Raw genomic sequence first — 13,611 nt, 5'->3', positions numbered from 1 at the left:
TGAGCGCCATTGATAGCCATCTCCGTGAGTATTTGTGACGCGTTCGTCAGACCAAACAGAGAATCTGCAGCTGATTCTGCCTCTTCGCTAATATTTTGGCGTTCAAAACGCGTTTTAGCCTCTTCAAGCGTGGACATACGAAGGCGAAAAAAGTACTTTCATACTCGCCGGCCGCGCCTGAACTTCCACTTGGACGGTGATATACGAGCTCATCGCCGTGCTACGTCCCACTTAATAGGCGGCTAAGATCGATGCCGTTCTGAACTGAAAGTGGCTATTTGGGACTGAAACTTAGTTGCACGAAGTGATGACGGAGGGCATGATCGCGGCCAATTATCAAATAGAAATCTTAGTCGCAATTCGTGTATATATGATAAAAAATTGGAACAAACATGACTGCATCAAGCTTCCTCGCTGACCTCGACACGTGTATCTTTTCGGTTCCCTCAGCAACTACGCCCAATGACAAGCAGTCGCTGTTGAGAATTCAAAGAATTGTTAGCTCCATGATACCAAATTTTGTTTACTTGGAGATTGGTTCTGACCAAGGCGGAAGTCTCGTTCCAATCTTGGCAGACGAAAATTGCTCAACATTAATTTCTATCGATCTTCGACCCGATCATCAACCTGACGAGCGCGGTGCTAGCTTTCCTTATCCTTCAAACGGGGAGGAAGCAATGATGGCGAATCTTCGCTCTGAATTCCGCGCGGAGCAGTTATCGCGTTTGAGGATTTTTAGAGCTGATATCCGTGACGTTGAGCCACGTGATCTACCTAAAGTCGATCTCGTTCTTATCGATGGGGAGCACACTGATGTTGCCTGCTTCTCTGATGCAGAGCGCACGTTGGATTTTGTTAAGCAAGATGCCGTGATAGTTTTTCACGACTCCAACCTCGTCGCAGACGCCATACAAAATTTTGAAAAAATGTTGACGCGTTTAGGCATCGAATACACGACGGTGCTGCTTCCTGACGTAGTTGGAGCCATTGCAATTGGCAGTTTCGCAGACATCGTTCGTGCCGAATTGGGTGATCGTTCTTTACCGAGGGAGCCGTACTTCAAATCTTCCCAGATGCAACGATGGATTGCGGTGGGGCAATCCATGCAAGAGCGAGGGTTGGTTACGAAGCCAGCTTCGGACGCGTCGCGTGAGATCACTGAACTCCGAGCCGAAATTAATCGCGTCAACGAAATTTCTTCGCGTAAAGAAATCGAGATGCACAAATTGCGGGAGGAGCTGACTCTAAGCCGGCTTCGGATTGTTGATCTGATGAATAGCACCTCCTGGAGGGTTTCAGCACCCATTCGATTTATCCGTCGGATGATCGGTCGTTAGCAGAGCTGTGGCGACCCGTCACATTTAGAAAATAGCGCATATTATGCCGGGCAGAAATCGCATTGTTTTCGAAATCAGCGGGTGCAGTTTACTGTCCGATCGTCCGATTTGCATAGGAGCACAGTTCCGGTGTTTGATCCCGAACTTTAATGGTGCGATCATCTTCCAATGAATGGAAGGAGGCGTTGTGTGCCAGTTTCGACACGCATGCGCCACGACAACAGCGGCGGTACGTCGAGAGATACGGCATAGTCAAGAAAGCCTGGGGGCGCTAACCAAGCGCTACGGCATCAAACCTGAAGATCGTGGCCAAGTCGAAGAAGCGAAACTTTATGGTCGATCTGCCGACCGGTCCAAGTGAGCCGAAGTCGACAGTGTTTTCGAGCGACCAGGAGGCGACATCATCGCGTTTCGCCGACATACGCTTCTGCCGCTCAACGACTGTCTCTACAGCCTGCAGGCGGCAATCCCGCATCTGGCGCGATCAACCTTGCATCGCTGTCTGTAACGCAGGCCATCGAGCGTAGTCCAACGCCCTATCTCGACGGCATTGTTCGCTGGCGTCTAGCGACCTGGGTCAATTGCTTTGGGAAGAAATTCGCGTTTCTGTGAGCGAGCAAACGCTGCGCCGCGAAGTACGGCCCATGAATTACCGCAAGCTTGCTGCCCGCACGCGCAAGACGCTCAAGCCATTGAAGATTTTTAAAAAAATTACTGGTGGCAGTGACAGAAGTTGCCGCCTGAGGAGCACAAGGAGAACGAATTGGTTTCCGCCGCCGCAAAAGGCATCGTGATTTGCAAAATTGGTGGTCCTGCGAGAAACGTATGCGGCGTCCACGCCCCATTGATTTTTCAGTTGCAGCGGCTTGATGGTATTGCCTTTGGGTCCGGATGTGAGCTCACCGACGAGTATCTGACGAGCTCATTGTGAGGACTTTATGCGGGCGGCATAGGCCCAAGGCATTAGGGCATCGATGTCTTTGGCGAGGTGGCCGTTTGCGAGGCGATTGAAGAGGTCGCACAGATAGGCGTAAGGCTCAATTCCATTCATTTTACATGTGCCGATCAAGCTGGCAAACCGGGCCCAATTTCGGCCCCCTTCATCGTGGCCGGCGAAGAGCGCATTGCGGCGGTTCATGGCCGGGCGACGGATCGCGTTTTCCACCAGGTTGGAGTCAATATCGACATGGCCGTCGTCTAAGAACAATCTGAAGCCGTCTTGCCGCGTCAGCATGTATGCCAAGGCTTTTCCAAGATCTGACTTGCGTGAGACACGTGCAGCCTGAGCCGCGATCCATGTGAAGAACTTGTCCACCAGCGGGAGCGACAACTCCTGTCGGACTGCCCGACGATGTTCGGGCTCATTGCCTCGAATACTGTCTTCGATCTTGTAGAGCGCGGCGATGCGAATGAGCGCCTCATCAACGATGGGTGATCCGCTCCTCGGCGTGGCCTTGATCAGCTTTCTGCGCCCGTGTGCCCAACAGAAAGCCAGTTTCAAGGGATCGCCGCCCACACGCTCCGACGTGGCAAGGTGAGAGTAACCACCGTAGGCATCGACCTGGATCGTGCCGTTGAACCCGTCGAGGATTTCAGCGGCATATTCGCCTTTACGCCCAGGCCGATAATGGAACACCACGCCTGATGGCGCAGAGCCATTCCAGCCGCGGTCGTCACGCAGCACGGCCCAGAGATAACCCGTCTTCGTCTTGCCTCGCCCCGGATCAAGAACCGGGGCGGTCGTCTCATCGACATAGAGCCGCGTGCTGTCCCACAGGAGCTGTTTAGCCATATGGTCGACCACCGGCCGGATTTCGCTGCCCGTGCGCCCCATCCAATCGGCCAGGACCGTGCGGTCTATCGGCACCCCGTGTCGTGCCATGACCTCGGCCTGCCGGTTGAGCGGCATATGTTCGGAATGCTTGGAGACGGCAATCTCCGCCAGAAGGGCTTCGGTCGGCCAGCTCCCTTCCAGCAAATGTGCAGGCGCTTTGGCCTGGACAACGCCAGTTCGCCCCTTGGGACATGCGTATTTCGGGCGGATCGTGACGATCACCTCGTAGCGTGCCGGGACCCGGTCGAGCCGTTCCGTCCGATCCTCGCCGATCCGCACCATGTTGCCGCAACCGCAGGGGCAAACGATGCTCTCGGGCTCGATCACGCGCTCGACCCGAGGCAGGTGTTCAGGCAGTGCACGGGCCTTACGCTCCTTGCGAGAAACGGCCTTGTCCGGATCGCCAACCTCTCCAGGATTGATTGCGCTGGCTTCGATCTTCTTCTCGACGGCGGCGATCCGCGCCTGTGTTTCGGCAATCGCCGTTTCAAGGTCTTCCAGTGCCAGTTCCATCTGCCCCGGATCAAGCTTTTCCGATTTCGGCCCGAACTTCGCGCGCCGATATTCATGAACCTGACCCTCGAGTGTCTCGATCAGCTCCTTCAACTCGGCGATGAACACATCCTTTTCGGCCACAACTGCCTGCTCGTGCTGACGTGCTGCACGCTCGACCGACAGCTCGAACTGCATCTCCGCGAAGGCTTTGGCGACCTCTGGTGGAAGGTCCGGATACAAGCTGAGATCAAAGGATTGCGACATGCCACTTTATAGCAAAATGGCATCAAAAATCCAAATAAAACAATGCGAGAGCCGCCAGAATTTACCCCGCTGCAGACGGCGCACTCACCCGTTGCGCCATCACCCGTCGCCAGTCCAGACCTTCGAACATGGCCTCATACTGACCCCTGGAAAGACGCATCGTTCCATCCTGAACCTTGGGCCAAGCAAAGCTGCCTTGTTCCAGAATTTTATATATTAACACCATTCCGCTGCCATCCCACACCAGGATCTTCAGACGATCTCCGCGCTTCGACCGGAAGATGACCGTAATCCCGGAATGTGGATCGAGCTTCAACTCGGTCTGCACCATCAGAGCCAGCGCCTGATGCCCACAGCGGAAGTCCACCGGACGCGTTGCGATCAGGATCGGCAGTCGTTGGCCCGCGACAATCATGGCGCTCCTCGCACAGCGCGAACCAGAGCGGCGACCCGTTCAGCGGGCACATCGTTCGGAACCCGCATCACAACGTCTGAGCCAATCTCCAACGTCAAAACCTGCACCTTCGGCCCGTCGGAGGCCAGCTTCGGCAGCGGCAACCGATTGACAGGCTCAGGCGCATCCGCAGCGATTGCCAGAGGCACGAATGCCGGCTCGATACCATCGTGCTCCGACGGCGTCGTTGCCGCCGCAAACGGCAGCACCAGAATGCCGTCGCGCACCTGACGTCGCCAATCGGAAAGCTGGTTTGCTATAACGCCGTGACGGCGCGCGACATCCACAACGCGAACACCAGGCTCAAAGCTTTCCGCCACGATCCGCGCCTTCACATCATCCGGCCAACGCCGGTTTCCGCGGCGCGGCTCGACAACTTCGTAGCGACCAACAAATCCATCATCTGCCATGAAAATCTCCAGATACAACTGGAAACCTTCTCGCATATGCAGCAAGCCTCAAAATACACCCAATCCAATGGGGCGGAGACGGCGCTTACCGAGAAACAAGCGAAAAGGACGGAAAACCGTGACAAAGGATACAATGATCGGGGTTGATCTGGCAAAGGCGGTATTCCAACTGCATGCGGCGTCGATGATTGGCCAGCCGAAATTTCGGAAAAAACGATCGCAACAGGGCTTCTCGGAATTTGCGGTGGAGCATCCTCCTGCTCCGTCGTGACGGAGGCATGCGGAAGTGCGAACCATTGGGCTGGTGCGATGACTAACTCGGACGCGCCGCATTAGGTGAAGCCTTTGTGAGGCGCCAAAAGAATGACGCAGCCGATGCCGAGGCTATCGTGTCCGTAGCTCAACGGCCCGAAATGCGCTTTGTACAGCCCAAATCATTGGATCACAGAGCCGGGACATTTTGTTCCGAGCGCAGGAGTAGCCCGTTCATCAACGGGCCGATCTTGCCAATGCGGCTCGAGCCTGCCTTTAGGAAAACGGTCATGTCATTCCGCAAGCTTCAACCTATTGGGCGAATCAAGGTTATTTTGGATGAGCCGCACAGTGAATTACCTGACCTGATGCGTGAGGAGTGCCTGAACCTTTTAGCTAAACTCGGAAGTTTTCGCTCCGCTGCTGGTTTATGTTGGCTGCCGTGGGGTATGTTGGTATTTCGTAATGTGGCATGGTCGTTATTTGGGCCCGGTGCAAGCTTGTGCTCTCAGTTTCACCCAGACAATGGCCTCGTGGAAGTTGTGGAGATTGTGCGAGTCCGACCCAAAGCTGCGATGCGGAGCAAATAATGAAAAATAAGCTGCCAATTGACTTCGATGCCGATGTATATCTGCGCTTAAACCCAGATGTGGCCGATGCCAAGGTTGACCCCTCCACGCACTTCATCGAGTTTGGTCGTGCTGAGGGGAGAAAATATCACGTTGACGCATCAAATCGGATGGGTTTGGCAATGCGCGCATTGCAAGCCAACAGCGTCCTCGAAATCGGCCCATTCTGCAATCCGGTTCTGATTGGAGAGCACGTTTCATATTTCGATATCTTGGATCATAATGGTCTAATCTCACGAGCCAAAGCTACTGGCTATCCGATAAAGCACGTTCCCAACATTAATTTCGTTTCGCCGGTCGGTGACCTCTCAATCATAAATCAAGAGTACGACGCGGTGCTAAGCTCGCATTGCATTGAGCACCAACCAGACCTAATAAATCATCTTCAAGCCGTTTCCAGGTTGCTGAGAGATGATGGTCGTTACTTCCTAATCATACCAGATAAACGATATTGTTTCGACGCTGGAATTGACGTTTCCAACCTGGCGGAGGTCGTTGCGGCACATGTTGAGAAGCGAAAAGTTCATTCTTTAACAAGTGTAATAGAGCATTTAGCGCTGACTACGCACAATGAGCCCGCACGTCATTGGATAGGCGATAGTTTCGACGAAGACTTCGAAACAAAATTATTGAACAGAGTGAAGCAAGCTGTTGCCCTTTGGGAAGGGTCAGACGGCGCGTACATCGACGTGCACGCGTGGCAATTCACGCCATCCTCATTTCAAGAAATTGTAAGGCATCTCGGCGCGCTAGGATATACGGATCTAGTCGTCGAAGAGGCACACGAACCAACAGGCACCAATGAATTTACTGCTGTGCTTCGCAAGCCATCAAAGGGGCTTGGGTGAAGACACCCTGCTCCACTCGGAAACGGGTTTACCGCACCGGCTCCAGCCCGCGCAGGATCCGAAACAACTGTTCAACCTCGACGTCGCGGTCCACTCTCACACAGGGACTATTCGCGTTCATCCGCCACACGGCCCTCCGGCGGAGTGGGCCGAAAGTATAGCTTTAGCTCCCTGGCAAAGGAGAGCGGATCGCACCGCCTAATAGCAGTGTATCAGCGCTTGCTTTTTTGGCGTTCGCGTCACAGAATCGAATTTTCGCAAGGTGGGCATTTCCAAAGAAAGTTTTTATGAGGCCGTTTTGATCTTCCCCGAACAACTCGATCATCTGCCAGTCACAAAACGCCGCGAGCTGTCTCACGTCGTGCAGATTATCTTTGAGGAGTTCGAGTACGCCCAGAAAACAAGACTCTCGGACCAAGCTCGTGCGGGACGTATTCTGAAGCTTATCCTGTTTGGCTCCTATGCCCGTGGCGACTGGGTCGAAGATCACAACAGCGGTTATCGCTCCGACTACGACCTTCTGGCCATTGTCAACACCAACAGATTTGCTGAGGAAAACGAGGTCTGGCTTAAGATAGACGAACACCTCACACAGGACTTCACCGTCACGCAGCGCCTCCAGACGCCGGCGAAAGTCATTGTTCATAGCTTGTCGGACGTGAATGATAAACTTGCCCGCGGCCTGCCCTTCTTTGTCGACATCGCCCGTGATGGCATCATGCTATATGAGGCCCCGGGGCATCCGCTAACCGAGCCCAAGCCACTGACACCAGAGGCTGAGCGCCAAGAGGCGCAACGACATTTCAATAAATGGTTCTCCGATGCGGTATATTGCGCTAAGCAAGGCCAGAACGCCATCCAGGACGGGATGTTTAACCACGCCGCATTTGATCTGCACCAAGCATCAGAACGGCTTTACCACTGCGTCCTTCTTGTGCTGACGCTGTACAGCCCGAAATCGCACCGCCTTAGCATGCTCCGCACACATGCTGAGCGCCTAGATCCACGCTTAATTGAGGCTTGGCCGCGCGACACAAAGTTTGCGACGAGATCCTTCACCCGTCTCGACCGTGCCTATGTCGATGCCCGCTATTCAGCCCACTATGAGATCACCAAGGAAGAGCTTGATTGGCTTGTCGACCGAATCAAGCAGCTTCAAGACATCGTCGCACTGATCTGCGCCGAAAGGCTTAAATGAAGGTCTGAACTTGAATTACGATTTGACGACTCTGCGCAGCATGTTGTCGGGCAGCCTGGAGACATTCCGAATTACACTGCAAAACTGAATTCGGCGGCTGGTGGTGCCACGAGCAGTCTTCCCGCCCTCCGTTACACATAAACTCAACGGCAAAGGACATATACTTCGCCATTCAAGATTTGGTGCAAATAAATCTCGCTAGTCTAGTGGATGGAATCTAACGCTTGGTGCCCGCGTTTAACGGCGGCGATGATTTTGTCGGGATCGGCGGTCCAAGTGAAGGGCTTTGGCTTTTTGTTGTGCTCAACGAGGAAACGGTTGATGGCGGCCTGGAGATCGACGACGGAATGGAAAACGCCGCGTTTCAGACGCCGCTTCGACAGCCTGGCGAAGAAACCCTCCACCGCGTTGAGCCATGAGCTTGAAGTCGGAGTGAAGTGGAAGGTGAAACGCTCGTGACGGTCGAGCCAGGCTCTCACCTTGGGATGCTTGTGGGCAGCATAGTTGTCGAGGATGACGTGGACGGCCTTGTCGTCCGGCACCTGGGCGTTAATGGCGTTGAGGAAGCGGATGAACTCCTGATGACGATGACGCTGCATGTTGCGGCCGATGACGGTGCCGTCGAGCACGTTGAGGGCGGCAAACAGCGTGGTTGTGCCGTGCCGCTTGTAGTCGTGGGTCATGGTGCCGAGCCGACCCTTCTTCATCGGCAGGCCCGGCTGGGTGCGGTCGAGCGCCTGGATTTGGCTTTTCTCATCGACCGACAACACGACGGCGTGGGCTGGCGGATCAACATAGAGGCCGACAACGTCTCGCAGCTTGTCGACGAATTTCGGGTCGTTGGACAATTTGAACTGCCGCCACCGATGAGGTGCGAGGCCATGCGCTTTCCAGATACGCCTGACTGCGCTGGCGCTGATGCCGGCGGCCGTCGCCATCATGTCGGCCGTCCAGTGCGTCGTCTCGCCCGGCGGATCAGCCAGCGTCAGGGCCACCACACGCTCGGCGACATCGGGTCCGAGCCGCACAATACGCGACGGCCGCGTCTTGTCGCGCAGGAGACCCTCGACGCCTTCTGTGGCGAAGCGCTCTTGCCAGCGCCATACGCAGGTCTTCGATTTGCCGGTCTGGCGCATAATCTCGACAGTTCCGACGCCATCGGCACTCAGCAGGATGATCTCGGCCCGCCAGACGTGCTTTTGGGGCGCATTGCGATCCCTGGTCAAGGCCATCAGGCGTTGGTGATCTGTTGGCGAAACGGTGAACGATATTCCTGTGCGCATGCGCCAGACTCGCATGCCAACCCAGCAAATGGAATCCCATACAGGACTCTTATGTCAGGCGGTAACCACTAGAGCGGTTCCCTGACTGATTGAATCAGTAGGGGCTTTGCAAAGTATCGCTCCGGCGTGGACCGCCTTGCGAGTTTTGGGCGATATCGTGATTTTGCGCTCTTGAGAGTGGATTTAAGAGCGCAATGAGGAACTATGGCACAGGCCATTTTGCTGACGGGTCAAGAACGGCGCCGTCGTTGGTCACCGGATGATCGACAGGAAATTCTGGAGGCAGCATTCGCTCCCGGTGCAAATGTGTCGGAGGTAGCGCGTCGTTTTGATGTTTCGACGGGGCTGCTCTACACGTGGCGCCGCCAGGCGCTGTCGGTTGAGGTGACGGATGGTCCTGCCTTCGTGCCCGCGACGGTCGTGGGTGCCGCGGGCGGTGGCGATGTCGTTGCGGCGACGATCGCTGTGGACTTTGCGAACGGTACCAAGGTGAGGATTGCGTCCGGGGCACCTTGTGATCTTGCCGCAGCAGTAATGCGAGCGCTCAAATGATCCCGATCAGTTCGAGCGTGCGTGTTTGGATTGCGAGCGGCCATTGCGATATGCGCAAAGGGATGCAGGGTCTTGCTCTGATCGTGCAGGAAGGTCTGGGCCGTGATCCGTTCAAGGGGGACGTTTTTGTCTTCCGGGGGAAAAGTGGCCGGCTGATCAAGGCTCTTTGGCATGACGGAATTGGACTTTCGCTATACGCAAAGCGGCTCGAGCGCGGCCGCTTTATCTGGCCGGCGACGGAGGATGGAGCGATTGCGCTGACGGCTGGCCAGATGTCCTATCTGCTTGAGGGAATTGACTGGCGAAACCCGCAGCAGACATGGCGCCCGACGAGCGCGGGATAGCGTTTTTTTGGCGGGATTGCGTGCGGCAGCACCAAGAAAAGCTATACAAATCAGTGGTTTTGTGATTCACTTCGAGCATGGAAACCGGCTCGGGAAATCACCGTGATCATGCTGCAGCCCTGGAAGCAGAGCTAGCGATTGCGCGGTCGGAACGGGCTACTGCTTTGGCCGAATTGGCTGTTGCCAAGGCCAAGGAGGCCGACGATCAGGCCATCATTCTTCGCCAGAAAGTCTATATCGAAAAGCTGCAACGGGAACTGCGCGGTCAGAAGTCGGAACGGACAGCGCGGCTGATCGCGCAGATGGAGCTGATGCTTGAGGACGCCGAAGCGGCGGCGACCGAAGATGAGCTTGCCGCCGAAATGGCCGTTGCCGCAGCTGCTGCGATTGCGGTCACCGGCTTTACGCGCAAGCGGCCCGTCAAGAAGCCTTTCCCGGAATATCTTCCGCGTGAGCGTGTCGTGGTGCCTGGTCCGGTTGCCTGCAGCTGCTGTGGCGGTGAACGGCTTCGCAAGCTCGGCGAAGACATCACCGAAACGATGGAGAGCGTACCGCGTAGCTGGAAGGTCATTCAGACGGTGCGGGAAAAGTTCACCTGCCGTGACTGCGAGAAGATCAGCCAGGCACCTGCACCCTTCCATGTCATACCGAGAGGATGGGCGGGTCCGAGCCTTTTGGCGATGATGCTCTGCGACAAGTTCGGCCAGCACATTCCCCTCAATCGCCAGGTCGAACGTTTTGCCCTGGAAGGTGTGCCAGTCAGTCTGTCGACAGCAGCAGACGCGATTGGCGCGTGCTGCCAGGTCCTTGACCCGCTTGTGAGGCGGATTGAAAGCCATACGTTCGCGTCTGAACGGATCCACGGTGATGACACGACCGTGCCGGTTCTCGCTCTCGGCAAGACCGTCACCGGTCGGATATGGAGCTACGTCAAGGACGATGCTCCGTTTGGCGGAACGGCGCCTCCGTCGGCGATGTTCTATTATTCCCGGGACCGGGCCGGCGAACATCCACAGGCGCATCTGGCCAATTATAGCGGCATCCTTCAGGCGGATGCCTATACGGGCTATGGCCAGCTCTATCTTCCTGATCGAAGTCCGGGCCCGATTCATGAGGCGGCGTGTTGGGCGCATGCGAGGCGACCATTCTTTGCGCAAGCCGATTTGGAGGCCAACGCGCGCCGAAAAGCGCAGGGTAAAAATGCCGCCGTCATCTCGCCGGTCGCCTTGAACATGGTGCAGCGGATCGACGCACTGTTCGAAATCGAGCGCCATATCAATGGCCGTACGGCCGATGAGAGAAAAGCAATCCGCCAGCAGTTGTCAAAACCGCTGATCGACGACGTGGAGATATGGATACGCGAACATCGCGCTAGGTTACCGCGCGACAATGACTTGGCAAAGGCGTTTGACTACATGCTGAACCGCTGGGAATCGTTCACCCGTTTCCTCGACGACGGGCGCATTTGCCTGTCGAACAATTGTGCGGAGCGATCTCTGCGCGGTGTGGCACTCGGACGGAAAGCCTGGCTATTTGCCGGTTCCGATCGAGGGGGCCAGCGGGCGGCGGCCATGTACAGCCTGATAGTCACCGCGAAAATGAATCGCATTGACCCACAGGCCTGGCTTGCCGATGTCCTTGCCCGCATCGCCGACCATCCAGTCAGCCGTCTTGATGAGCTTCTCCCCTGGAATTGGCGGGAAACCACAACATCGCCACTGAGGCAGGCGGCCTGATGGCAGGTCCTCTCGTTCGCTTAAAGATCATGCTCGATGACGTTGATCCCTTGGTGATGCGGCGCGTTGTCGTCCCATTCCGCATTCGGCTTGACCGGCTTCATGAGGTTCTTCAGGAGGCTTTCGGCTGGACGAACAGCCATCTGTATGAGTTCAGGATCCGTGACATCGGGTTCGGCGTGCCTGATGGCGGCTTTGATGGTCCCATCGATGCACGCAAAGAAACGCTTCTTGCTGCCATAGAAGATATCGGCGCGAAATCATTCAAGTATCTCTATGACTTCGGCGACGGCTGGACGCACACCGTGAAAATCGAAAAGGTTTTACCGGCGACCGCCGGCTTCGACGATCCCTTCCTGCTTGACGTTGTCGGACGATGTCCACCGGAGGATGTCGGCGGTCCGTGGGGTTATGAAGAGTTCCGCGAGGCCATTGCGGACACCAACCATGAGCGTCACCACGAACTTGTGGAATGGTGGGGCGATGCGCACTACGATCCTGGCGATGTCGACGCCGGCAATCTCCGCAAAAACGTCGAGGCTTTAGCTGCAAAGTGGAAACGCCGATCGCGAAAGAAAAGCTGAACCTGCGGTCCTCGGCGAATGCTTACTTTGCAAATCAGGTGCCGTCTGATTCAAACTATCTGCCGATGGAGGTCGGCGGATATGTCAAAGGCTCTGTCTATCGATCTGCGTATTCGCGTGCTTGCTGCTGTTTCCGCTGGTGCGACCCACCGCGAAGCCGCCGAACGGTTCGGCGTGAGTGCCGCGAGCGTCAGCCGCTGGCGGAATCTGCAACTTTGCCAAGGCGACGTGCAACCTGGTCCTCTTGGCGGAGATCGAAATTCCCGAAAGACAGAGGCCCATGGCGAGGCGATCATGGCATGGCTCGCCGAGCACCGCGATGGAACCTTGTTCGAGCTGCGTGACGCGCTTTCTGCCCAGGGCGTCACGATCAGCAAATCGGCTTTGCACCGGTTTCTTGTCCGGCACGGCCAGACTCGCAAAAAAAGACTGGCCACGCGGTAGAGCAAAGCCGTCCCGACGTCCTGGAACAGCGTCAGCAGTGGTTCGATGATCAACTGGACCTTGATCCTGCCAAGCTCGTCTTCATCGACGAAACCTGGACCGCGACGAACATGGCGCGCACGCACGGACGCTGCCGGAAGGGAGAGCGCCTGAGAATGGGCTTTCCGCACGGCCACCGCAAGACCACAACGCTGGTGGCTGGCTTGCGCAGCACGGGAATGGTTGCGCCACTCGTTATCGACGGGCCGATCAACGGAGAATGGTTCGAGGCATATGTCGCCCAGGTTCTTGTGCCGACCCTAAAGCCTGGCGATGTCGTCATCCTTGACAATCTCTCCAGCCATAAGCGACCGGCGGCGCGTGAAATGATAGAGGCTGCCGGTGCGCGCATGCTGTTCCTCCCGCCCTACAGCCCAGACTTCAATCCCATTGAGAAGGCATTCTCGAAGCTGAAAGCGCTCCTGCGCAAGGCGGCAGAACGCACCGTGACGGGCCTGTGGGACAGGATCGGGAAACTGATCGACCTCGTTGAGCCTCAAGAGGCCCGCAACTTCTTCACATCATGCGGGTACGATCCAGCATGAAGGGGAAACGCTCTAGTGGCCATACAGGATTTGACCTTGGGATTTTTGATGCGGTGAGACGGCAGATCGCCTCCTCGGCCGCACGCGTGGCGGACCTTCCTGTCACCGTTGTGAGTGGCATTGTCGAAACGACCTCCCTATTGTCGATTTGCTTTGGGACTTCGCTATGCTTAGCTTGGGGCTCCGAAAGAAACCTAGCCGCGCCGGCTGTGCGCTGGTCTCGCACCATCGTGCTCCACGTGGATTTGCTCGGGTCACTGTGGCCAATCATGGTGGACGATTTTACACCATCGTTCTTGAGTGGCATTCTGTGCCCGAAGTTTGGCGCGAAGCATTGGCGAGCTGGTTGTCCGAAGCTTGACA

The 13,611-nt window shown here is 56.2% G+C and carries 12 protein-coding genes and 1 pseudogene; 9 read left to right on the top strand and 4 right to left on the bottom strand.

Features of this window, described 5'->3' with window-relative positions; genetic code table 11:
• Positions 1 to 392: 392 nt before the first annotated feature.
• Complete coding sequence (locus J5278_RS24695; protein ID WP_209186544.1) at positions 393 to 1,337, top strand: class I SAM-dependent methyltransferase; 945 nt, start codon at positions 393 to 395, stop codon at positions 1,335 to 1,337.
• A 172-nt stretch (positions 1,338 to 1,509) separates the two neighbouring features.
• Positions 1,510 to 1,842 (top strand): annotated as a pseudogene (locus J5278_RS31245) (IS481 family transposase); the annotation flags it as partial.
• A 417-nt stretch (positions 1,843 to 2,259) separates the two neighbouring features.
• On the opposite strand, the gene J5278_RS24690 reads toward J5278_RS31245, so the two are convergent.
• The 3 genes from J5278_RS24690 to J5278_RS24680 all read right to left on the bottom strand — a co-directional run bounded on the left by J5278_RS24690 (position 2,260) and on the right by J5278_RS24680 (position 4,794).
• Positions 2,260 to 3,930, bottom strand: a complete 1,671-nt coding sequence (locus tag J5278_RS24690; RefSeq protein WP_219258767.1) for an IS66 family transposase — start codon at positions 3,928 to 3,930, stop codon at positions 2,260 to 2,262.
• A 61-nt stretch (positions 3,931 to 3,991) separates the two neighbouring features.
• Entirely contained in the window at positions 3,992 to 4,345 is a 354-nt protein-coding gene (gene tnpB, locus J5278_RS24685; RefSeq protein WP_209207799.1) for an IS66 family insertion sequence element accessory protein TnpB, read from the bottom strand.
• Positions 4,342 to 4,794, bottom strand: a complete 453-nt coding sequence (locus J5278_RS24680) for a transposase (protein ID WP_219258765.1) — start codon at positions 4,792 to 4,794, stop codon at positions 4,342 to 4,344. The genes tnpB (J5278_RS24685) and J5278_RS24680 overlap by 4 nt, the downstream gene beginning before the upstream one ends.
• Positions 4,795 to 5,635: 841 nt before the next feature.
• Between J5278_RS24680 and J5278_RS24675 the strand changes: the two genes are divergently transcribed.
• Both J5278_RS24675 and J5278_RS24670 read left to right on the top strand, forming a co-directional pair.
• Complete coding sequence (locus J5278_RS24675; protein ID WP_257623439.1) at positions 5,636 to 6,523, top strand: class I SAM-dependent methyltransferase; 888 nt, start codon at positions 5,636 to 5,638, stop codon at positions 6,521 to 6,523.
• Between the two features lie 262 nt (positions 6,524 to 6,785).
• A complete protein-coding gene (locus J5278_RS24670) occupies positions 6,786 to 7,721 on the top strand; it encodes a HEPN domain-containing protein (protein ID WP_257623438.1) in 936 nt (311 codons plus the stop codon).
• Between the two features lie 203 nt (positions 7,722 to 7,924).
• Here the strand turns inward: J5278_RS24670 and J5278_RS24665 are convergent, their stop codons facing one another.
• Entirely contained in the window at positions 7,925 to 9,004 is a 1,080-nt protein-coding gene (locus J5278_RS24665; RefSeq protein WP_111223089.1) for an IS630 family transposase, read from the bottom strand.
• 204 nt (positions 9,005 to 9,208) lie between these two features.
• Between J5278_RS24665 and J5278_RS24660 the strand changes: the two genes are divergently transcribed.
• The 5 genes from J5278_RS24660 (at position 9,209) to J5278_RS24640 (ending at position 13,248) form a co-directional block, all read left to right on the top strand.
• Positions 9,209 to 9,556 (top strand): transposase, encoded by a 348-nt coding sequence (locus J5278_RS24660; protein WP_209187428.1) that lies wholly within the window; start codon positions 9,209 to 9,211, stop codon positions 9,554 to 9,556.
• A 62-nt stretch (positions 9,557 to 9,618) separates the two neighbouring features.
• Positions 9,619 to 9,900, top strand: coding sequence for an IS66 family insertion sequence element accessory protein TnpB (tnpB, locus tag J5278_RS24655; protein ID WP_374109200.1), 282 nt, complete (start codon positions 9,619 to 9,621; stop codon positions 9,898 to 9,900).
• Positions 9,901 to 9,977: 77 nt separating this feature from the next.
• Positions 9,978 to 11,636 carry an IS66 family transposase gene (locus tag J5278_RS24650; protein WP_219258763.1) on the top strand — a complete coding sequence of 553 codons (1,659 nt, stop codon included), beginning with the start codon at positions 9,978 to 9,980 and terminating at the stop codon, positions 11,634 to 11,636.
• The gene (locus J5278_RS24645) at positions 11,636 to 12,220 is read left to right on the top strand and encodes a plasmid pRiA4b ORF-3 family protein (protein ID WP_209187419.1); all 585 of its coding nucleotides are present in this window, start codon (positions 11,636 to 11,638) and stop codon (positions 12,218 to 12,220) included. Before J5278_RS24650 ends, J5278_RS24645 begins: the two co-directional genes overlap by 1 nt.
• A gap of 81 nt (positions 12,221 to 12,301) precedes the next feature.
• Positions 12,302 to 13,248 (top strand): IS630 family transposase gene (locus J5278_RS24640; RefSeq protein ID WP_209186805.1). Its coding sequence is split into 2 segments (ribosomal slippage): positions 12,302 to 12,650 and positions 12,650 to 13,248, totalling 948 coding nucleotides; the frame shifts between segments, so codons are not numbered across the junction.
• Positions 13,249 to 13,611 lie beyond the last annotated feature (363 nt).

Source organism: Rhizobium sp. B21/90 (assembly GCF_019355815.1).
Lineage (GTDB): Bacteria > Pseudomonadota > Alphaproteobacteria > Rhizobiales > Rhizobiaceae > Rhizobium > Rhizobium rhododendri.
Note: the sequence above shows the minus strand (reverse complement) of the source record. Positions and strands in the feature narration are given on the sequence as shown.

Coding starts and splice junctions, on each gene's coding strand:
- J5278_RS24695 (WP_209186544.1), top strand. CDS start 393: ATGACTGCATCAAGCTTCCTCGCTGACCTCGACACGTGTATCTTTTCG.
- J5278_RS24690 (WP_219258767.1), bottom strand. CDS start 3,930: ATGTCGCAATCCTTTGATCTCAGCTTGTATCCGGACCTTCCACCAGAG.
- tnpB (WP_209207799.1), bottom strand. CDS start 4,345: ATGATTGTCGCGGGCCAACGACTGCCGATCCTGATCGCAACGCGTCCG.
- J5278_RS24680 (WP_219258765.1), bottom strand. CDS start 4,794: ATGGCAGATGATGGATTTGTTGGTCGCTACGAAGTTGTCGAGCCGCGC.
- J5278_RS24675 (WP_257623439.1), top strand. CDS start 5,636: ATGAAAAATAAGCTGCCAATTGACTTCGATGCCGATGTATATCTGCGC.
- J5278_RS24665 (WP_111223089.1), bottom strand. CDS start 9,004: ATGCGCACAGGAATATCGTTCACCGTTTCGCCAACAGATCACCAACGC.
- J5278_RS24660 (WP_209187428.1), top strand. CDS start 9,209: ATGGCACAGGCCATTTTGCTGACGGGTCAAGAACGGCGCCGTCGTTGG.
- tnpB (WP_374109200.1), top strand. CDS start 9,619: ATGCAGGGTCTTGCTCTGATCGTGCAGGAAGGTCTGGGCCGTGATCCG.
- J5278_RS24650 (WP_219258763.1), top strand. CDS start 9,978: ATGGAAACCGGCTCGGGAAATCACCGTGATCATGCTGCAGCCCTGGAA.
- J5278_RS24645 (WP_209187419.1), top strand. CDS start 11,636: ATGGCAGGTCCTCTCGTTCGCTTAAAGATCATGCTCGATGACGTTGAT.